The sequence below is a fragment of the Arthrobacter sp. Rue61a genome, from assembly GCF_000294695.2.
In the GTDB taxonomy this organism is placed as follows: Bacteria; Actinomycetota; Actinomycetes; order Actinomycetales; family Micrococcaceae; genus Arthrobacter; species Arthrobacter aurescens_A.
In genome coordinates, this window is record NC_018531.1 from 321,099 (window position 1) to 340,026 (window position 18,928).

An 18,928-nucleotide genomic window follows, 5' to 3' on the forward strand; every position below is an offset into this window, starting at 1 on the left:
TCACCGGGCCGCAGGTACCCGGCTGCAATAGTGGAAGGATGATCAACCAGCAACAGCTCTGGGACGACGAAGCCGCCGGCCAGTACGACACTCCTGGTGAGGGGATGTTCTCTCCCGAGGTCCTGGGCCCCACAGTCGAGGTCCTGTCCGGGCTCGCCAAGGGAGGTTCCGCCGTCGAATTCGCGATCGGTACCGGTCGCGTGGCCATCCCCCTTTCGGAAGCCGGGATACCGGTCAGTGGGATCGAGCTGTCCCACGCGATGATCGCGCGTCTCCGTGAAAAGGTGGGCGAGGACCGGATCCCAGTGGTGCAGGGGGACATGACCGGGGCCCGGGCCGGCGAGAATTTCTCTTTGGCTTTCCTCGTGTTCAACACCATCGCCAATCTCCTTACCCAGGAAGAGCAAATCCGGTGCTTCGAGAACGCTGCCCGGCACCTGATACCTGGCGGACGCTTCGTCATTGAGCTCTGGGTGCCGCAACTGCGGTCGCTGCCGCCCGGACACGGCGGAACTGTGGAGGTGGCTCAACCCGGATATCTCCTGGTGGACACCTACGATGTGCTGCGCCAACACGTCATCTCACATCACGTGCACTTCGGCCCGGAGCTTACGGACGGGCACGAGGCGCGGGTGGGGCGGACGCCGCACCGCTACATCTGGCCTAGCGAGCTCGATCTCATGGCACGGTTGGCCGGATTCGAGCTCGAATCCAGGTGGGCGGACTGGGACCGCAGCGAGTTCACCGCCGAGTCCCGGAGCCACGTGTCGGTGTACCGGCTCATTGAACGCTAGGGTCTTCAAGAAAGTTTGTTGGTACTTGCGCTTGCGGTGACGCGTAGCGATAAATGACCCGGACGCGGCGATTGAAGGAGACTGTGCGCTCTCTTCCGACTCTTCAGGCCTGGCTCTACGATGCGGGGCGGATGTTTCACGGATTCCGAGCAACCCGTAATTAGCACGCAATCCTTAGTTACCAAGCACTGCGAAGTTTCCACGTGCCTGTGCCGGAGCCCTGCGCGGGGGTATAGTCGGCCCATGCTCTCCATGCGCCGATTTACTTGCCCCCGACCGGTCTCCGGTCGCGAGGGCTTATTGGCGCGCGCCTAGGTCCTGGCGCGGAGTGAGTCGGGGGAGGAAAACCCGCTCATTCCACACTGAAGGACCAGCTATGCCTACGTATTTAAGCCCGGACGAGCTTCACAACGCCCTGAAGGTCAGGGACCTCTCCAATCCTGATCACCGCCCCCACGCCATGCAGTTACTCTTGCGGGACGTGGTGCGTGCCCTGCGCGACAAAGGGGACGTGACGGCTCGGACCATCCGCCACAGTCCCTTGGTCAGCGTTGCGGACAACTACGATCGGCTGGGTTTCAGTCCAGCAGACGTCACGCGCGACCAAAGATACTCCCGCTACATCAGCCCCACCGTCATGCTGCGCAGCCACACCTCAGCGTCCATCCCGTCGCTGTTGCGTTGTCTGGATCCTGAAGGGTCTATCGACGAGCTCTGGGCCATCCCAGGCTTGGTCTACCGCCGTGATTCCATTGACCGCACCCACGTTGGGACACCCCATCAAGTGGACCTGTGGAGGGTCAGTTCCCGCACGGCTCTGAGCCCGCGCCACTTGCAGGATATGGTCGAGGCCCTTGTGACAGCTGTGCTTCCGGGCGCGGACTGGAGGGCAGTTCCGGCTGTCCATCCCTACACTCACCGCGGCCTTCAGATCGATGTCCGTATGGACGGCGAATGGTTGGAACTCGCGGAGTGTGGGCTGATGTCGCCGAAACTTTTCCTGGACGCTGGTTTGGAGCCCGGGAGCTGGTCAGGGCTGGCCCTCGGGATGGGCCTGGACCGCGCGTTGATGCTGCGCAAAGGCATCCCCGACATCAGGTTGCTGAGGTCCGCGGACCCACGAATTCAACAACAGATGATGGACCTGAAACCTTGGGAGCCGGTCTCCCCGATGCCTTCCATCAGCCGGGATCTCTCGATTGTGGTTGGGGAAGACTTGGATGCTGAGTTGCTTGGCGACAGGGTCCGGACTGCGCTGGGAGACCGGGCCGAGGACCTTGAAAGCGTGGAACTGCTGGCCCTGACTCCCTGCGGGTCGCTTCCCCCGGCAGCGCAAGAACGGCTCCGCATCCGCGAGGGGCAGTCCAACGCCCTGATCCGGGTGGTGATGCGTCCTCTCACGCGGACCATGACGGACCGGCAGGCCAACCAGATCCGGGATGATGTCTACCTTGCCCTGCACGAAGGCCCGGTCAAGGAGCTCATTGCCGGTTAGGTCCTCCCATGCTGTGCCGGTGGTTGCACCGTGCGCTGCCGGCACAGCACCCTGGGAGCACCGCGGCACCTTTCCAACTAGCGCGTCAGTGGGCCGGCCAGTGATTGCTAGTCTGGGATCATGACTCGTCGACTCGCAGCACTGTCCGCCGTCCCCCTTTTGTTGCTGCTCGTCGGCTGCGGAGCCGTGGAGGAAGCAGCTACCAACGCAGCCAGCGACGCCGCATCGAAGGTGGCCACTGCGGCCGCCGACGAGGTGACCAAGCAGGTCTGCGCTGTGGTCCAGGACGGCTTGGTCAGCGTTCAGGACAAGCAACTACTTGCAGGCCTGGTCTCGGCAGCCGGCGCTGCCGGTGTCCCCGCAGAAATTACGACGCCGTTGAACCAGATCGCCGAAGCAGGAGACGAAGTGCCGGCTGAGTCAGTTCAGGCACTGAAGGACGCCTGCACGCCGTAGGTGCTGCTGAGCTCTTCCTTTCTCCAGTTCGCACCTAGATTCGGGTGAGATCTCGGCTTTCCTGCTGAGGTGATCCCCAGTTGGCGGGCGTTGCTGCAGCCGCCGCCACCGTCGTCTGTGACAAATGATCACCGCGCTCGCGTCCCTGAGCGGTGTGACATCCGGGTAATGGTGGCGCCTTGGATTTATACGAATGGCCTGTGGGCGTGCGGAGTTCGAATGTGTGGACGTCGTCGTTGAGCGGCTTTGCAGTCCATCCGAGGTTTTCTTTGGTGTGGTTGCAGGCTTCGCAGAGCCCTGCCCCGTTGGTCAAGGTGGTGGTTCCGCCGGAGTGCCAGGTGACGACGTGGTCGATGTGGCGGATGGGCGCGTCGCAGTAGGGGGTGCGGCAGGTGTCGTCCCGAGCTTCGATGAAACGCCGGAGTCGTGTGGGGAAGAGTCGAGCTTTGGAGTCCATGCTCAGGAGCTCACCCGTCCCGGGTGCCGTATAGAAGCGGCGCAGCCACACTTTGAAGTCACAGTCAGGATCTGATGCGCCTTCTTGGCCGGTCGCCAAACCACTTGCTTCGACTGCTTGAAGTTCCACAAGTAGGGTTCTGGCCCACTCAGCCGGGACGATTCCGTAACCCTTAAGCCGGGCTGGTTCACTGTCGCCCTGGAAGAGCGTCCGGTCGGTCATGACGACGTCCAGGTTGATCCCGGAGATCCCGCCGGGGGTTCCGGTAACGCGTTCGACCAAGGCGTCCGCCATGACCTGGCCGCGGGAACGGGAGTCGCCGTTGGATCGGGCCGAGTCAGCGGCCCGGGTCAACGCAGCATATGCAGCCACGCCTTGGGCGACTGGCAGGAGGGCGGTCAGGTAGGTCATGGTGTCCGGCGCGGGTCGCAGACTCACTGTTCGTTCGGTGGCTGCGTGACTGGCCCGTTGGGCTACCGAGCGGGGATCACGACGATACGCGGCAGCCTTGGCAGAGGCGATGATTGCCCGATCGCCTTTCCCTTCAAAGGTCCCGGTGTCGGGTGCGAGTTCCTCATCTACTGCGCACCGGTCCTCCACAGACAAACACGCGGTTTCCTTCACCAGGAGCGTGGCACGCCACTCATTGAGCTGGCCCGACTCCAACGCGGCCAAGGTCCGCGGCATCTCCAACACCAACGCTTTCGCCAACCCCAACAGCCGGGAACCCTTGTTTGGGGACTCACGCCGCGCCAACGCCACCTGCGCCCCGACACCCTGCCCGCGTTCGGACGCGGGAACGCCGGCGGTCTCCTGTTCCCTGCGCTGGGCGAGGTCAAAGGCCACAGCGATCCGGGCCTGGAGGCCGGTGATGGCGGACTTCAGGTCCTCCAATCCGCGGAGCTGGTCAATCAGCTCGGTACTGGAGTCGCCCAGAGAGACAGAGCCAAGGAGCGCAAAGAGGTCAGAAACCCGGGGCGCTGAATAAGCAGATGGAGGCCCTGAAGAAGGGGGCGTGGAGTCGCCGGGTAGAGGTTCCGAGGCGCGATCGAACGCATCACCTGACGGCGTTTGAGTGGCTCGAATCGGCTGCATGTCTCAACTCTTCCAGCCCACAGCCAGCACCATCAGGCCCCAACTTCCCTATGTGGAAAACCAGCCCGCACAAGGCCAGAGAGTCCATCTCCTTGAGCCCACTGGGGCGTCGCAAAGAGCCGAGATGTCGCACCTCGGCGGTTGCGCTTGTCACGCCCCGGGTGCTGGGGCGTCGCAAAGAGCCGAGATGTCGCACCTCGGCGGTTGCGCTTGTCCCGCTCTGGGTGCGGGCGTTAGGCAAAGAGCCGAGACGTCGCCCCTCACCGCCGAGGCTACCGCTCGGCCAGCACCGCCCGCGCCCGTACCGTAATCGCCGCGCCAAGGACCAGCGCGGCAGCAACGGCGGCTGCGATCGCCGTCGGAAATGATTCGGGTGCGTCAGTGCTGCGGCCGACGGTGATCCACGCTAGGCCCCACGCGATGGCGGCCGCCAGGGCGAGGCGACCGTGGCCCTTGATCGCCAAGGCAATACCGACGATAGCTACTACCACAAGTACAGCAACGGACCAGATTTCAGGGCGCAACCCGAAGCCCCCAAAACCAGAGGCCTTCAGTGCAGCTGCGATGTTGGCGCACACTGCCACGCTGGTCCAGCCCAGGTACAACCCCAATGTCCCATCAACAACAACGGCCTCAACCCAGGAGCCGGCACGGCTGTGGCTGTAGCGAAGGAAGGCCACCACGAGAGTCACCAGCAACGCCAGAATCACCACAACGCTCACCAAGAGCCAGCCGGCCTGCACGGACAGAATCCACGCCGCGTTCAGGAGCATGGACCCGGCAACGATCCAGCCGAGCGACCGCTGTCGCGGATTAGCCCGCTGGGAAGGCAACCATTGCCATACCGTCAACGCAGCAAGCCCGGTGTACACCACCGACCAAATGGAGAAGGCGGGTGTGGCTGGCGCAAGAAGGGTTGAGTCCGCAGCCAAGGCGCCGCCGGCTGCCTGCGCGATGGGCGTCCCTCCGAACACGCCGACGCCGATCATCGAGCCAACGATGCAGACCACCAAGCTCACGGTAACTGCGATCTGCCGCCTAAGATCTGAGCTTCGAGTTGCCATGTTCTGAGCCTCTTTCCTTGTGGGCGGTGCAATGTCATGCACAAGCGCGTTGCGTGACCTAGTATCAAAATGCTAGTGAATCAAGCTTTACGCTTATCGAAGGAACAACGGATGGACGCGGAAGGCCACGCAAAGGGCTATTGGTACGGCAAAGACCCAGGTCAGAAGGCCATAGCCATTGACGTCCTGAACGCCTTGCGGGATTACCGCGCCTCCGAGCAAGCGATGAGACGCAGGACCCGCTCTTCCATGGGTATGGGCGAGAAGGATCTGCTGGCCCTGCGTTATTTGTTCGAAGCCGAAGCTGCCGGCAAGGTGATGAAGCCGAAGGATCTGGGTGACAAGCTCGGCATAACGTCCGCGTCCATGACAACCCTGATCGATCGTTTGGTGGAGTCCGGCCATATTCGACGCGAACCTCACCCCACTGATCGTCGGGCACTGATCCTGAAGGCCACTCCCGGCTCGGACCAGGAAGTGCGGCATACCCTGGGTGGGATGCACCGTCGGATGCTGGACGCCGCATGTGCCTTGAGCCCTGACGAGTCGCAGGTAGTGGTGAATTTCCTGCAGCACATGCGCGAAGCACTGGACACGATCGACGAAGACCCTGAGGACCCTGAGAAATCCACAGCATCATGACGTGAGGCTCCATTGCAGGATGAAAATGAGCGTCACCAGGAATCCTGAACCGTAGTTGAGCCAGATGAACCGCCGCCAAGCCACATTGGTGCGTGCCGCCGTCGTATCCATCACCTTCCAGTACGGGGCGCAATTGACGATATACGGGATGGCGATGATCGCGGCGAGCGGCCCGGGCCACGGCGTGGCCAGCATTGCGAGGCCCGCAACAAGCCAGAGGCCGACGGCGAGCCTCACCGTCCGGCGGGCACCGATGACTGTTGCTATGGAGCCGATACCGGCCTGCCGGTCGGGTTCGATGTCCTGGACGGCGCCGAAAGCGTGGGCGGCCATTCCCCAGAGGAAGAAGGCGGCCAGCAGGATAACCAGTCCCGGCGTCACGTCGGCGCCAGCCAGCGCCAAGCCGACGACGGCGGGACTGACGAAGTGCGTGCTGGACGTCAGCGAGTCCAAGACCGGGCGTTCCTTGAAGCGGAGTCCGGCGACGGAGTAGGCCACCACTGCGAATGCACTCACGGCCAGGCTGATCCAGGCGGCGGGTCCGCCCGCGAATGCCAGTACCAGTAGGAACGGAATGTTGGTGATGGCTGCGAGCCACAGCATGGGGCGATGGAGCCTCGGCTGGAGGAGCGCGCCTTCGATGCCGCCTTTGCGCGGGTTCTTGAGGTCCGACTCGTAATCGAAGACGTCGTTGATGCCGTACATGGCCAGGTTGTAGGGGATCAGGAAGTAGAAAGTACCCACGATCAGGACCCAGTCGATTTCCCGGGTGGTGAGGAGCATGGCCGCGGCGAACGGGTAGGCGGTGTTGATCCAACTGACTGGTCGGGATGCGAGTAATGCCTGGGGGACGAGGCCCTTGAGGTTGCCCGCACGGTTGGATTCCCCGGAACGTTTGCGCGTCAGCCACATCCACAGGCCGGGAAGCGCCACCACTCCGGCGAGCGGGTAGGCGAAATCCTCAATGGGCGCCAGGCCGATTCTGGCGCCGAGGATGTGCGAAGCGTCGTAGTGGAAGAGTTCCATACCGATCATCACGGAATCGAAAACAGCTGTCAGGACGGCCAGCGCAGCAAACGCGAGGCCTACGGCTTTCCAGTGTTTGCCTGCCTCGCCTGGTCGTGCGCCCTGACGGGCAAAGATCACGCCTGCAACTACGGCTGCGGCGATGAAGGCGAGCGCGAGCCAGAGGTACGTCATACGTGCTCCCGCTGTTGCGCGCTGCGGGGGGCCGGTGTCCGGTCAAGCAGCCGACGCGCGCCGGTGTACAGGACCATGGTGCAGAGCACCAGGAAAAGCAGGAACACGGGTTCCTCGATGGGCAGTTCCGGGGCGAGCAGCAGCCCGGTGGCGATGGTGCCCTCGCCGCGGAGGAAGATCCCCAGGCCGATTCCGGCCAGGTCCCAGCCGAGAAGGAACAAAACCCCGACGGCGGTCACGGTTGCGGCTGCTTTTGGGTCCCGCCAGAAGAACAGGCGGAAACGGTGATCGAGCAGGAGCATGCAGGCGATGCCCAGGAGCAACGAGACCAAGTAGAGAACACCCATTAGCCAATCCTGCTAGCTACAGGCCTCACAGTGATAGGGCCGGTACTGTGATCGCCGCGGATCCGCTTAAGGACCAGTTCGGCACTGATGAGGCACATGGGTACGCCAACGCCCGGAGCAGTTGTGGCGCCGGCGTAGTACAGGCCTCGAACACGCTTGGAGGCATTTTGTGCCCGGAACATCGCGCTTTGCCGGAGTGTGTGTGCGGGTCCCAGCATGCCGCCGCGCCACGAGTTGTAATCGCGGGCGAAGTCGGCCGGCCCAATGGTGTGCCTGGCCACCACTCGTTCGCGGAGATCCGGGATGTTGGCCCACTGAGAGATTTGGTCAATGGCGGCGTCGGCAGTTCGTTCGATCATCACATCGCCGCTGCCATCGGCTCCGCCCCCTCCCAACGAGGGATCGGCGGGGATGGGAACCAGGACAAAGAGATTCTCGTGGTCGTGTGGTGCGACACCGGCATCGGTGGCGCTGGGTTTGCAGACATATATGGACGCAGGATCGGGAATGCTCGGATCGTCACCGAAGATCGAGGCGAAGTTCGCCTCCCAATCACGGGTGAAGAACAAGGAATGGTGAGGCAGGTCCGGCAGCGAACCCTTCACTCCCAACATCACCAGCACGGCGCCGGGACCACTGGTGCGGCTCTGCCAGTACTTTTTGTTGTAGCTCCTGTCCCTGACGCCGAGCAGCTGGGTTTCGGTGTGGTGCAGGTCAGCGCCGGAGACCACTAGGTCGGCAACACTGTAGTGCTCGGCCCCGGAACTGTCACGCCACTTCACACCGGTGACTTCCCGGCTGTCTTTGCCGGTGAGACCGGAGGGAAGGTTAAGGCCGTCGAATCGCCCGAGTTTCTTGGGGTGGGTCGCTTCGCGGGTGGTGATCTTGAGGGCTTCCGCGCCGGTGTGAATCCGCACTCCGGCGTCGACGGCTAGTGCTTCGAGCCGCTCAACCAGAGCCCGGAACCCACCCATCGGGTACTGCACGCCGTCGCCCAGGTCCAAGGCACTCATCAGGTGGTACATCGCCGGAGCAGCGGAAGGGCTGGTGCCCAGGAAAACCGCGGGATAGCCAAGCACTTGCCGGAGCACCGGATGCTGGAACCGCTGGGAAACGTACTTGTCCAGGGGTGTCAGGAGCAGCTGTGCGAGCTTGGGGAGGCTGCGCACAACCTCCGGCTGGAGCAGCGCCTGCATTTTGGTGAACGGGTTGTAAAGGAAGAACCGTTCAGCCATTTCGGTGGTGTGCCGGGCGGAAACCAGGTAGGACGCGAGTTCCTTGGAGCTGCCGGGCTCAACGCTTTCGAAGGTCTCCAAAACCTGCTCGCTGCCGAGGGGGATTGTCAGCGGGTCCGGCCGCACGCCGTCGTGGTTTGGTTCGCTGAAAATACGGTACGCAGGACTGAGGGTGCGCAGATCCAGCTGTTCGGCGGTGCTGGTGCCGAGCAAGTTGAAGAAGTGATCAAAGACGCCCGGCATCAGGTACCAGGAGGGGCCGGTGTCCCAGCGGAAGCCGTCCCGTTCGAGGCTGCCTGCACGGCCGCCCACGTGGTCGCGTTGCTCAAGGAGCTGGACCTCATGTCCTTCGTGGGCGAGGAGCGCGGCGGTGGCAAGCCCCGCGATGCCACCGCCGATCACTACTGTCCGGGTCATCGGTGCAACTCCATCCAGGTTGAGGCAACAGCGCGGGCGGCGAGTCCGGCTTTCACGGCATCCGGGACACGAACCCGGTGACGGTAGAGCTCGTCCACGGTGGTCTGTTCAATTCTGTCCGTGAGGGCTTGGAACAACGCCAATGCGCTCCGGACAGCAGCCCTGGCGTCGCGGGGCAACATCGGAATGACGGCGTTGGCATCGGCCAGCTGCGCCCGGATGGTGCTGACCCACTCCATGCGGTCGCGGTCCTCAAGGTGGTCCGAGGTGCCAAGGTAGCTGCGGCCCAAGCGGGTAGTGTCGTCGGCCAGGTCCCTCAGGAAGTTGATGTTCTGGAAAGCAGCACCCAACCTGCTGGCGCCGTACTCCAAAGCCGCGGCGTCGCCGTCGTCGATGTTCTCATCCCGCATGAAGACGCGCAGGCACATCAGTCCGACAACTTCGGCGGAACCGTGGACATAACCGTCGTGGGCGTCGGAATCGAAGCGCAGGGGCGCCGCCGGCGCTTCGCTTCGCTCGCCGAGATCCATGCGCATGGAATCAAAGAACGGATCGATGAGCGAATCATCGATTCCGGCGGTCCGGGCTGTCTGAGCGAACGCGTGGATGATGAGGTCGCTGCTGTAGCCGAGCTTGACGGCCCGGTGCGTCTCAGCGATGAAGTGCGTCAGGGCGTCGCACTGCTCTTGGTAGCTCAGGCCGGCTTCCGCCGTCACGCCGTCCACGAGTTCGTCGGCCACCCGCACCAAGGCGTAGATGTTGCGGACGTGTTGGCGGTGTCGGGATCCCAACAGCCTGCACGCCAAACCGAACGAGGTGGAGTACGCGGAGATGACTTGGTTGGCGGCACGTTCGGCCGTCCGGGTGAAATGCGTAAACGAGGTGTCCGCGGCGACGCTCATGATTGCCGTCCTTCCAGCTGTCCCGCGAGGTCAAGCAATACGTTGCGGACGCTTGCCGGGATGGTGCTTGTCAGCTGATTGTTGAATGCCTGCAGTTGTTCCTCGATGAGGCCTTGGACAAATACCTCGGCACCGCAATCGCTGAGATGCCGCCGCACGTGCTCACCGTCACCGACGCTGAGCTCGGGCCTGCCGAAGAAGGGCTCGATGTCCGGCCACACGGTGGTGGTCCGCGCGTGGGCGATGATGGCTGTTTCCTTGCCCTCGCGTAGGTCTGAAAAGGGATCCTTGCCATGGCGGCGAGGATCCCCGAAGGTGGACAGGAGGTCGTCCTGGAGTTGGAAAGCGAGCCCAAGATGCCTGCCGGCTGTTGCGAGCGCATTCTCGACGGCGAAGTCGGCACCGGCCAGCGTGGCGGCGGCACGCAGCGGGAGTTCGAAGGTGTACGTCGCGGTCTTGTAGCCGCACATCATCAGGATGGTCTGGAGGTCCGGGGCAATAATGCCATCACCAAGGCCCACATCCAGTTGTTCGCCGGCCACGGTCTCGTTGATGGTGTGTTCCAGGAGATCGAGGAGCCGCAGGCGAAGCTCGTGAGGGAGTTCGGCGCGGGCAAAGGCCTGGTGCGTCGCGGCCAGGAGCATGTCGCCCATCAGGATTCCGCCGGTTTGGGCCCAGTGGAGGCCGCTCCCGGCGCGGGCGCCGTCAGCGCCGTCCGTCCGGGCAGTTTCGCCGGCTTCCGCAAGGAGGGAGCCGATCAGGTTAGGGTGCCCGCGGCGGACGAGGTCGCCGTCGATCACGTCATCGTGCAGCAGGAAGGCGTAGTGGAGGAGTTCGATGGCAGCGGCGATGCTGATGGCGGTCTCGCGCTGGTGTGGCTCTGCGGGACCGTGCTTGTGGAGTGCGTCGTACGTTTCCATCAACAGCAAGGGCCGGACGAATTTGCCGCCGAGGACGTTCTGGCCCGCGAGCGCCCACAGCCTGGCGAAGTCCGCACCGTATGCCGTTGCTGCGCTGGCCCTCTTGTCAATGAGTCCGCTCAGTTCGTTCTCTATTGCGGTGCAAAGATCAGTGCGACCCCGGACGGCATTTGAGGTGATGGTCATGCCTCGGCTCCTGCTTGGAGTGGCAAGGCGTTCGCCTTGAGGAGCTGTGGAAATTGCAGCCCAAGCCACGGACTGAAAGCGGAGGGTGTGTGTTCCAAAGCATCCGCCAGCAGTGCCGGTGAGATCCAGGCCCAGTCGGCTACCTCGGCGGGATTCGGGTTCAACACGCCGGTGATGCGGGCTACGTACACGGGGCAAACTTCATTCTCGACAATCCCCGTGGGGTCAATGGCCCTGTATCGGAAGTGGGGGAGAATCAGTTCGATCTTGTTGGCGTCCACTCCGAGTTCGAACTGTGCCCGCCTGAGGATGGCGTCCTCGAACTCTTCACCGGGCCCCGGGTGGCCGCAGAAGCTGTTGGTCCACACCCCGGGCCACGTTTTCTTCTCCGGCGAACGGCGGGTCAGCAGAACTTCCCCAACATCGTTGATCAGGTAGCAGGAAAAAGCGAGGTGGAGGGGAGTATCAAGTGTGTGCACCCCTGCCTTGGGAGCCTCGCCAATGGGCGTTCCGGCGTCGTCAAGGAGGACCACCATCTCTGTCGCGTTCATCTTGCCCTTCCTCCACACCCTGTTTCTGCCTGAAACCTGAATATTGCTAGACAAGCTAGAAGAAAGGCTACCATGTAGGAAGTTAGGTGTAACATACCAAACATGTCCAGTCCTGAAGAGATACCCGAAGAAGCCGGGACCCCGGTTTCTGCCGGCATCTATCATCTGGACGCCAACGATCCTCATCAGGAACTAGTGGATCGCTCCGGTCTCTCCGAGGCCGATGTCCAGCAAGTTAGCGACCTCATGGCATCGTTGGCGAGGCTGCGCGAGGCTGAACAACGCCTCTCCGACGCTTCCCTCAGATACATGAAACTCAATCAATCCGATATGCGAGCTCTGCACTATCTGATTGTCTGCGCCAACCATGGCGTGATTGCCACCCCCGGTGCAATAGCCTCCCGGCTCCATATCTCGACGGCGTCAACCACCAAGCTGCTCGACCGGCTGGAACGCGCCGGGCACGTCACGCGACGCGCCCACCCCTCCGACCGCCGCGCGCTCGCCATCGCCATCACTCCCGAAACGCACGAGGCTGCGATGCGGACCGTTGGGCGCCAGCAGGCCAAACGATTCCTGGCGGCAGCACGTCTGACACCCGAAGAACGGGAAACGGTGATGCGGTTCCTCGATGACATGGCGCAGGAGATCGAAGTCGCCGATGAGGCGTGGGCTGGTTCCGGGGCGTAGCCCTGGTACTAGTACAGGAAGATCGGCAGCCAATCCCGGTTGTGTGCGTGGACCAACGCCAGGAACAAGACAAAGTCGAAGAGCAGGTGCACGGACACTACGTAGGTGAATGACTTGGTGAGCTTGAACGTGTAGCCCTGCAGCAGTGCGAAGGGGAACGTCAGCAGCGGGCCCCACGACTGGTAGCCGATCTCCCACAGGAATGACGAGAAGACCACTGCTTGCAGGAGGTTGGCCAGCCAGTCCGGAAAATGTTGGCGCAGCAGGGTGAAGGTGGTGCAGATGAAGAACAGTTCATCCCAGATACCCACGGCGTTGACTCCAAGGAAAAGCCGCCAGAAGATGTCGGGATCCGAAGCGTCAGGCCAGTTTTGGTAAACACCGGTCCTGATCAGGTACACCGGCAGGATGAAGTATCCGAGCGCCACCACGCCTATCAGGTACAGCTTCGCTGCCAACGGCCACTTACGGCCGGTGTTCACGGGAAACTTGATGATGTCCTCGCGGTAGGCGAACCGGGAAACCACCCATGGCACCAGCACCGCCAATGCAAGAGCGCCGCCCATGAGGGCCATGTGCTCTGTGCTGAGGTCAGCGTTGAGGGGCACCAGGCTGAAGATGGTCATACCGGCCGCGATCAACGCGAGGTGTCGCATCAGCCGGTGGTCGATGAAAGCCGCGGTGGCCACGCTCGCCCCCAGCAGGCCATAGCCAAGCAGCTCGTTGCCCATGGCAAAGAGCGGCACGCCGGACAAGGAAAGAAACGCCGCCGGCAACAGCTTCCAACTGAGTGCGGTGCGGGGTGATTCCGTTGAAATGGATGTCACCCCTCCAGCATGTCAGGGCTTGCCGTCCAATAACACGTTTTCCCTCGTCAGGAGTCTCCTCGGTGTCTCAGATGCCCTCATTCATCTGTAAGATTCGTGACAAGGCCCACATATTTATTGGTGGGCCAAGTCATGGCTGGCTTAGCCAGTGGGGGACACACAAAGGAATAATTAATGGCTCAAGACGCGGGCTCTTTTAAACCGGAAAGCGGCAGCTCACCGAAGGATGACGCTGCTGCGGCCGATGACGCTGTTAAGGCGCCGGCAAGCGAAGACATGACCATGCGCGAACAAGTGCTGGACATCATTGAATCCATCCTTGCGGACAGCGACGCCCGGAGCGAAGGAGCGAGGAACAACCTCCGCGCCTTGGTTGAGGCACGTCCCGGGAATCCCGAGCGTGCCTTGTTGGAGCACTTGCTCGAGACCCGCAAGACACCAGCTTCAGCGGCCAAGGTCCCCGTTCAGCGTGAAGTTGCCAGCCTGCACTTGGAGTCCTCGGATACAGCCAGGACAGTATCGGTACCCGTCAGCCACGAAGTCCGTGAAGGCATCCAGTCGATCCTGGCGGACAAACTCTTGCTGACAGCCTTCCAGCCCGTCCATGCACTGCCCGGCGGCGAGGTGGTGGGCGTAGAGGCGCTCACCAGATTCGTCGGAGAGGATGGCGCCGGAGCCGATGTCTGGTTCAACGAGGCTGCGGCAGCCGGACTGGGAACGGAACTCGAAATTGCCGCGCTGCACTGCGCCCTGACGGCAGCGCACGACGTCCCGGACAACATGTCCGTGGCGCTGAACCTCACCCCCGCAACGTCCAGCGACCCCCGCGTGCGGAACCTTCTGGCTGCGGCGGCGCTCGCTCCGGACAGGATCATTGTTGAATTGACGGGCAGCTTGGAATCCGTGGAAGGGCAAACCGGCGACCACGGCCTGGGGCCACTGCGAACCCTGGGCCTGCGGCTGGCCATCAGTGCGTCCGGAGCCGCCCTGGTTTCCATGGAGCGGATTGAACAGTTGCGCCCGGACATCATCAAGCTGGACCGCCATCTGATTGAGGGAATAGAAAGCAGCGACGGTCAGAAAATCCGGGCCAGGGCCATTGTGGAGCTCGCCCGGGAAATCGGGGCGGACATCATTGCGGAAGGCATCGAAACAGCTGGCGAACTTGATGAAGTCACCGCGCTGAAGGTCACAGCAGCGCAAGGCTATCTGTTGGGGCGCCCCTCCGTTCACCCCTTGGATTGGTCGGCATGGAGCATCCGCGCGCAGACCGAAGCCCAGCCCGCAGGCTAATCAACTGCCCGGCTTTTGGGCGACTCGCGTAAAGTAGCATGCGGGGGTTTTTCGGTCCCAAAAAATCGGGGACTGCTGAGGCAAGGACCCACCTAGCCAGGAAGTTCTTCGTTGATGGACAGTTTTTTCAGTATGCTCGCGGACCTTCGCGATAAAACAATCCCAACGAGGTTGGCTTCACGCATGAACTCCCCGCGTGGCCTGTTGTGGGGCTTTGTGGTGATTCACCTGGTGTTCCTGGTCTTTGCCGCCGTGCTCTCATTGCGCGGGGAAGCCTTCAGCGACACCTTCATCTACCGTGATTGGGCGCTGGCAGGGTTCAACGACGCAAACCTCACAGGCGGACCCAGCCCGTGGGTATACCCGATACTGGCGCTGATTCCTATGGGCTTGGCAGCTATTGCCGGTCCAGGCCCTTTCTTTTTCCTGTGGGTCCTGCTCACCACTCTGCTGAACGGCTGGGCGGTCCTCAAACTCACCGACCGCGGCCGCCGGCAGGAAGCAATCCCGGCTGCCTGGTGGTGGCTGGTATTCGTCTTCCTCATGGGTTGGTTGGGCTTCGCCCGCGTTGACGGACTCACGGCACCCATAGTGCTGGTGGCCCTTGTTTACGGTGTTACCCGGCCGTTCGTCGCGTCGGTCCTTCTGAGCGTTGCCACCTGGGTTAAGGTTTGGCCCGCCGCTGTCATGCTGGCCCTGTTCGCAGTGGTCAGGAAGCGCCTGCACGTTGTGGCGGCAGGAATTGCGACGACGGCGGTTGTAGTTGGGCTCGCCGCGGCAGTGGGTGCCGTCCCCAAGTTGCTGAACTTCCTGACACAACAGGGAGACCGCGGCATGCAGCTCGAAGCAACCTTCACCACACCATGGTTGTGGTTGTCGGTGCTCGGGGTGGGGGATTCCCGCATGTACATGAACACAGACATCAACTCCATGCAGGTGGACGGGCCCGGTACCGCATTCATGTCCGTGCTGATGCAGCCGCTGTTGCTCCTTGCCGCAGCCGCCGTCGCCGGTCTGACGTTCTGGGCGTTGCACCAAGGCAAGCTCAACGGAGGAGTGGACCGCACAGAGCTCCTCCTTTCGGGAGCCCTCACCCTGGTGACCGCCTTCATCGTGTTCAACAAAGTGGGTTCACCGCAGTTCATGGTGTGGCTTGCTCCGGCTGTAGCTGTGGGGCTGGCACACAACTGGAAAGAGTGGCGGGTTCCGGCCACCATGCTGATAGTCATCGCCGTTGCCACTTACTTCATTTACCCGCTCTTCTACGATGCACTGAGCCACAACAATCCTTGGATGGCGCTGGTCCTGACCATCCGCAACGTCTTGCTTGTGGTTCTCTTCTTCTGGTCGGCGCGTCGCCTGTATTCACTGGGCCGCAAGCCATCCGTGGTCACCGCCCCAGCTGCCAAGGAGCACTAAGATTTCCGCGACGTTCTTCGACCAGCTGGTCCGTCTCCGCAGCCGTGTCCTGCCTCCAGCAGTCATAGCGTGGTTCGCCCGCCCCGGCAGCGTCTGGTGGGGCTTTGCCGTGGTTCACTTCTACTTCCTGTGCTGGATGGCGTCCTTCTTCCTCAGCGGCAACACGTTCAGTGACACTGAGCAATACCGTCAGTGGGCCATGGACGGTTACAACCCGGAGAACCTCAGCGGGAAGATCAGTCCCTGGGTTTATCCGGTGCTGGCCCAGATTCCCATTTTCCTGGCGGGCATTGCCGGTCCGGACCTCTATTTGCTGATGTGGACCCTGCTCATCACAGCCCTCAACGCGCTGGGCCTGTGGTACCTGACGCGTGGCCCGCGGCGGGTCAGCGGGATCGCGCCCGCATGGTGGTGGCTGTTTTTCACCGTGTTCATGGGGTATCTCAGCTTTGCCCGAGTTGAGGGCATCACCACCTCCATTGTTTTGATTGCCTTGATCTGCGCTGCTCAAAGGCCCGTTGTCGCCTCTGTCCTGTTGAGCATCGCAACGTGGATCAAAGTGTGGCCCGCAGCGGTGCTGGTACCGATCATCATCGCTTCCCGCAACCGTCTGCAGATGATCGCTGCCGGGGTGGGCGTCACCGCCGTCGTAGGGTTTGGAACGTACCTCGCTGGTGGCTTCAGTCACATCCTCGACTTCCTGATCAATCAGGGTGAGCGCGGTATGCAGCTGGAAGCCACCTTCTCCACGCCCTGGGTGTGGCTTAGTGTCTTCAACGTTGCCGGCTCCAAAATGGCCGACAACACAGCCATTAACTCCACGGAGGTGTACGGGCCGGGTGCCGAAGTGGCTGCTTTCCTGATGCAGCCGCTGCTGATTGTTGCCGCGATCGCGGCCGCCATCCTCCTGATCCGTGCACTCAAGCGCGGTGCGGAGCGCGAGGAACTGTTCCTCGAAGGTGCCCTGATGATGACCACGGCGTTCATCGTGTTCAACAAAGTGGGCTCGCCGCAATTCATCATCTGGCTGGCACCCGTGATCATTGCGGGCCTGACGCACGACTGGAACCGTTGGAAGGTACCGGCCGCGTTGCTGATGGCGATTGCCATGACCACGTTCGTGATTTATCCGCTGTTCTACACCCCGCTCATACACGCCCACCCGGTCATGGCAGCCGTGCTGACCACCCGGAATGTCCTGCTGGTGGTTCTGCTGTGGTGGTCCGTGCAGCGGACGGTTGAGCTGGGACGGCGCGTGAACCGCGACGGCGCCCCGGTGGTGCCGAAAGCGCTTTAGCGGATAGTCGGAGGGCGGTGGAGCAGGCGACGGTCAGTCTGCCCCACCCAGCGCGATAGCTTGCCTTGGACCAGCAGCCTGCGGGTATGAATGTCCAGGAACACCAGGTAGAACGCGAAGAGCAATGCGATGGCGAAGGCCAGTGAGGACAGGTCCACCGAGACCTCCACGAAGGACCAGACCGATAGCTGGTCTTGCGCACCGAACACCACAAAGAACGTCACCCCGACATAGAGGCACCGCATCTGCCAGTCGTCCCTGATCCCCGTCACGGCCAGGAAAGGCACGAACCAGAGGATGTACCACGGCTGAATGATGGGGGAGAGCAGCACGATCGCCGCGAAGGCCAGAGCCATCCGCCGCACTACGCGCGAATGATCTCCGCGGAACATCAATACCAGCACCAAAGCCACAGCGCCCCACTTCATGGCGGCTCGCAGGACGTCAGCCATCGCATTGCCAGGCAGCCCCAGGGCGTTGCCGAGGAACTCGATCTGCTGGCCCAGGAATCCCGACGGTGAGTAGCCAGTAAAGCCGGGGGTGGGGTCCGTGATGGCCCACGCCCAACCAAGGCCCAGGCCGTAAGGGATGCCGCTGACCACCAGAATGGCGAAGCTTATGCTCGCAGTAGCTGCCCAAATTCCAAACTTGCGCGGCCAAGACGCACCGGCGCCTGCCCACATGAGGCCGATGAAGGGCAGCAAGAGCACGGTGGCCGGTTTGATTCCAATGGACAGGGTGACCAACAGGATGCCTAAGAGCGGCCGTTTGGTGGCCGCGAAGTAGGTTCCCGCTACGGCAAAGCCCACCATGATGGCGTCGTTGTGGGCGCTGGCCACGAAGCTGATGAGGAAGAGCGGGTTGGCCACCGCGATCCAAAGCGCCCTGGCGCCGTTGATTCCATGGAGCTCAGCGAGTTTGGGCACGTACACAACGCACAACAACACCCCGCCGGCGGCAAGCAGCCGGAACAGCAGGACTGATACGTCCGGCTGGGCTCCCGTGACGGCAACCACGGCGTGGGCCATCCACAAGAAGTAGGGCCCGTACGGAGTACGGGCTTCCGCCCAAGCCGGGTCTGCGCCCAAAGCGAACCAGTTATTCAAAGCCGAGATGCCGACGTCGTAAGGGTCCTGGCCCTCCATCATCAGCCTGCCCTGGCCTATGTACGCATAAACGTCACGCGAATACACGGGAACAGCGAACAACAAAGGAAGGGACCAGGCTCCTATCGCTGCAACGATCGTTTTGAGGGAATTGCCCTCCCAGCTGCCCATCCGTTGGCCCAACCTCAGCCAGGACCGGACCAGCAACATGGCACCCACGGTCAGGAGGACGGCAGAGACCGTCACGCCCCAGCCTTCAGTGCGCAGGGCAATGACTATGGGGTGTCGGATCATCGGGGAACCGTTGGCGATCCACCCGATGCCGATGGACCCTGCAAACATGAACAAGGAGCCGAGGAACCCCTGCAAGATAGCTGGGTACGCTACAGGCTTTGTTGCAGGAGCCGCTGGTTGTGGGGCCTTGGTAGCAGTGCTTGAAGGCTGGTTCGTGGCCGCTGCTGTCCCGGGAAGCGGACGGGGGGTACTGCCTGCCGTCATGACTGGTCGGTTCCCCCACTCACGGTATGGCGCTCCT

18 protein-coding genes are annotated in these 18,928 nt (G+C 62.4%); 8 read left to right on the forward strand and 10 right to left on the reverse strand.

Annotated elements, in window-relative coordinates; genetic code table 11:
• Nucleotides 1-38 precede the first annotated feature (38 nt).
• The 3 genes from ARUE_RS01560 to ARUE_RS01570 all read left to right on the forward strand — a co-directional run bounded on the left by ARUE_RS01560 (nt 39) and on the right by ARUE_RS01570 (nt 2,745).
• Nucleotides 39-794, forward strand: coding sequence for a class I SAM-dependent DNA methyltransferase (locus ARUE_RS01560; protein WP_014920482.1), 756 nt, complete (start codon nt 39-41; stop codon nt 792-794).
• A 376-nt stretch (nt 795-1,170) separates the two neighbouring features.
• Complete coding sequence (gene srmL, locus ARUE_RS01565; protein WP_014920483.1) at nt 1,171-2,289, forward strand: PheS-related mystery ligase SrmL; 1,119 nt, start codon at nt 1,171-1,173, stop codon at nt 2,287-2,289.
• Between the two features lie 120 nt (nt 2,290-2,409).
• Nucleotides 2,410-2,745, forward strand: a complete 336-nt coding sequence (locus ARUE_RS01570) for a hypothetical protein (RefSeq protein WP_011773078.1) — start codon at nt 2,410-2,412, stop codon at nt 2,743-2,745.
• 34 nt (nt 2,746-2,779) lie between these two features.
• On the opposite strand, the gene ARUE_RS01575 is transcribed toward ARUE_RS01570, so the two are convergent.
• Both ARUE_RS01575 and ARUE_RS01580 read right to left on the reverse strand, forming a co-directional pair.
• Nucleotides 2,780-4,297 (reverse strand): HNH endonuclease, encoded by a 1,518-nt coding sequence (locus ARUE_RS01575; protein ID WP_014920484.1) that lies wholly within the window; start codon nt 4,295-4,297, stop codon nt 2,780-2,782.
• A gap of 272 nt (nt 4,298-4,569) precedes the next feature.
• On the reverse strand, nt 4,570-5,361 hold the full coding sequence (locus ARUE_RS01580) for a TspO/MBR family protein (protein WP_014920485.1): 792 nt from the start codon (nt 5,359-5,361) through the stop codon (nt 4,570-4,572).
• A gap of 111 nt (nt 5,362-5,472) precedes the next feature.
• On the opposite strand from ARUE_RS01580, the gene ARUE_RS01585 reads away from it, so the two are divergent.
• On the forward strand, nt 5,473-6,003 hold the full coding sequence (locus ARUE_RS01585) for a MarR family winged helix-turn-helix transcriptional regulator (RefSeq protein WP_187329912.1): 531 nt from the start codon (nt 5,473-5,475) through the stop codon (nt 6,001-6,003).
• Here the strand turns inward: ARUE_RS01585 and ARUE_RS01590 are convergent.
• Genes ARUE_RS01590 through idi form a run of 6 tightly spaced genes read right to left on the reverse strand, consistent with a single transcriptional unit; the run spans nt 5,998 to nt 11,761 of the window.
• Nucleotides 5,998-7,203, reverse strand: coding sequence for a prenyltransferase (locus tag ARUE_RS01590; protein ID WP_014920486.1), 1,206 nt, complete (start codon nt 7,201-7,203; stop codon nt 5,998-6,000). The two genes, ARUE_RS01585 and ARUE_RS01590, sit on opposite strands and share 6 nt — an antisense overlap.
• Entirely contained in the window at nt 7,200-7,550 is a 351-nt protein-coding gene (locus ARUE_RS01595) for a lycopene cyclase domain-containing protein (RefSeq protein ID WP_014920487.1), read from the reverse strand. Before ARUE_RS01595 ends, ARUE_RS01590 begins: the two co-directional genes overlap by 4 nt.
• On the reverse strand, nt 7,550-9,202 hold the full coding sequence (crtI, locus tag ARUE_RS01600) for a phytoene desaturase family protein (protein ID WP_014920488.1): 1,653 nt from the start codon (nt 9,200-9,202) through the stop codon (nt 7,550-7,552). Before crtI ends, ARUE_RS01595 begins: the two co-directional genes overlap by 1 nt.
• Nucleotides 9,199-10,104: a phytoene/squalene synthase family protein gene (locus ARUE_RS01605; protein WP_011773084.1), complete on the reverse strand. Its 906-nt coding sequence runs from the start codon at nt 10,102-10,104 to the stop codon at nt 9,199-9,201. The genes crtI and ARUE_RS01605 overlap by 4 nt, the downstream gene beginning before the upstream one ends.
• A complete protein-coding gene (locus tag ARUE_RS01610; RefSeq protein WP_011773085.1) occupies nt 10,101-11,210 on the reverse strand; it encodes a polyprenyl synthetase family protein in 1,110 nt (369 codons plus the stop codon). The genes ARUE_RS01605 and ARUE_RS01610 overlap by 4 nt, the downstream gene beginning before the upstream one ends.
• On the reverse strand, nt 11,207-11,761 hold the full coding sequence (gene idi, locus ARUE_RS01615) for an isopentenyl-diphosphate Delta-isomerase (protein ID WP_014920489.1): 555 nt from the start codon (nt 11,759-11,761) through the stop codon (nt 11,207-11,209). Before idi ends, ARUE_RS01610 begins: the two co-directional genes overlap by 4 nt.
• Nucleotides 11,762-11,863: 102 nt before the next feature.
• Here idi and ARUE_RS01620 point away from each other — a divergent pair, with 102 nt between their 5' ends.
• Nucleotides 11,864-12,451, forward strand: a complete 588-nt coding sequence (locus ARUE_RS01620; RefSeq protein ID WP_011773087.1) for a MarR family winged helix-turn-helix transcriptional regulator — start codon at nt 11,864-11,866, stop codon at nt 12,449-12,451.
• An 8-nt stretch (nt 12,452-12,459) separates the two neighbouring features.
• On the opposite strand, the gene ARUE_RS01625 is transcribed toward ARUE_RS01620, so the two are convergent.
• On the reverse strand, nt 12,460-13,278 hold the full coding sequence (locus ARUE_RS01625; RefSeq protein ID WP_043469649.1) for a CPBP family intramembrane glutamic endopeptidase: 819 nt from the start codon (nt 13,276-13,278) through the stop codon (nt 12,460-12,462).
• A 174-nt stretch (nt 13,279-13,452) separates the two neighbouring features.
• Between ARUE_RS01625 and ARUE_RS01630 the strand changes: the two genes are divergently transcribed.
• The 3 genes from ARUE_RS01630 to ARUE_RS01640 all read left to right on the forward strand — a co-directional run bounded on the left by ARUE_RS01630 (nt 13,453) and on the right by ARUE_RS01640 (nt 17,287).
• Nucleotides 13,453-14,571, forward strand: coding sequence for an EAL domain-containing protein (locus tag ARUE_RS01630; RefSeq protein WP_014920491.1), 1,119 nt, complete (start codon nt 13,453-13,455; stop codon nt 14,569-14,571).
• Nucleotides 14,572-14,685: 114 nt separating this feature from the next.
• Entirely contained in the window at nt 14,686-15,990 is a 1,305-nt protein-coding gene (locus tag ARUE_RS01635) for a glycosyltransferase family 87 protein (RefSeq protein WP_014920492.1), read from the forward strand.
• A complete protein-coding gene (locus ARUE_RS01640; protein ID WP_011773091.1) occupies nt 15,899-17,287 on the forward strand; it encodes a glycosyltransferase 87 family protein in 1,389 nt (462 codons plus the stop codon). Before ARUE_RS01635 ends, ARUE_RS01640 begins: the two co-directional genes overlap by 92 nt.
• Here the strand turns inward: ARUE_RS01640 and mptB are convergent.
• Nucleotides 17,284-18,891, reverse strand: coding sequence for a polyprenol phosphomannose-dependent alpha 1,6 mannosyltransferase MptB (gene mptB, locus ARUE_RS01645; protein WP_011773092.1), 1,608 nt, complete (start codon nt 18,889-18,891; stop codon nt 17,284-17,286). The genes ARUE_RS01640 and mptB overlap by 4 nt on opposite strands.
• Nucleotides 18,892-18,928 lie beyond the last annotated feature (37 nt).

What these genes read in the sequence shown, in the direction of transcription:
- ARUE_RS01560 (WP_014920482.1), top strand. Translation starts at nt 39, where the DNA reads ATGATCAACCAGCAACAGCTCTGGGACGACGAAGCCGCCGGCCAGTAC.
- srmL (WP_014920483.1), top strand. Translation starts at nt 1,171, where the DNA reads ATGCCTACGTATTTAAGCCCGGACGAGCTTCACAACGCCCTGAAGGTC.
- ARUE_RS01570 (WP_011773078.1), top strand. Translation starts at nt 2,410, where the DNA reads ATGACTCGTCGACTCGCAGCACTGTCCGCCGTCCCCCTTTTGTTGCTG.
- ARUE_RS01575 (WP_014920484.1), bottom strand. Translation starts at nt 4,297, where the DNA reads ATGCAGCCGATTCGAGCCACTCAAACGCCGTCAGGTGATGCGTTCGAT.
- ARUE_RS01580 (WP_014920485.1), bottom strand. Translation starts at nt 5,361, where the DNA reads ATGGCAACTCGAAGCTCAGATCTTAGGCGGCAGATCGCAGTTACCGTG.
- ARUE_RS01585 (WP_187329912.1), top strand. Translation starts at nt 5,473, where the DNA reads ATGGACGCGGAAGGCCACGCAAAGGGCTATTGGTACGGCAAAGACCCA.
- ARUE_RS01590 (WP_014920486.1), bottom strand. Translation starts at nt 7,203, where the DNA reads ATGACGTACCTCTGGCTCGCGCTCGCCTTCATCGCCGCAGCCGTAGTT.
- ARUE_RS01595 (WP_014920487.1), bottom strand. Translation starts at nt 7,550, where the DNA reads ATGGGTGTTCTCTACTTGGTCTCGTTGCTCCTGGGCATCGCCTGCATG.
- crtI (WP_014920488.1), bottom strand. Translation starts at nt 9,202, where the DNA reads ATGACCCGGACAGTAGTGATCGGCGGTGGCATCGCGGGGCTTGCCACC.
- ARUE_RS01605 (WP_011773084.1), bottom strand. Translation starts at nt 10,104, where the DNA reads ATGAGCGTCGCCGCGGACACCTCGTTTACGCATTTCACCCGGACGGCC.
- ARUE_RS01610 (WP_011773085.1), bottom strand. Translation starts at nt 11,210, where the DNA reads ATGACCATCACCTCAAATGCCGTCCGGGGTCGCACTGATCTTTGCACC.
- idi (WP_014920489.1), bottom strand. Translation starts at nt 11,761, where the DNA reads ATGAACGCGACAGAGATGGTGGTCCTCCTTGACGACGCCGGAACGCCC.
- ARUE_RS01620 (WP_011773087.1), top strand. Translation starts at nt 11,864, where the DNA reads ATGTCCAGTCCTGAAGAGATACCCGAAGAAGCCGGGACCCCGGTTTCT.
- ARUE_RS01630 (WP_014920491.1), top strand. Translation starts at nt 13,453, where the DNA reads ATGGCTCAAGACGCGGGCTCTTTTAAACCGGAAAGCGGCAGCTCACCG.
- ARUE_RS01635 (WP_014920492.1), top strand. Translation starts at nt 14,686, where the DNA reads ATGGACAGTTTTTTCAGTATGCTCGCGGACCTTCGCGATAAAACAATC.
- mptB (WP_011773092.1), bottom strand. Translation starts at nt 18,891, where the DNA reads ATGACGGCAGGCAGTACCCCCCGTCCGCTTCCCGGGACAGCAGCGGCC.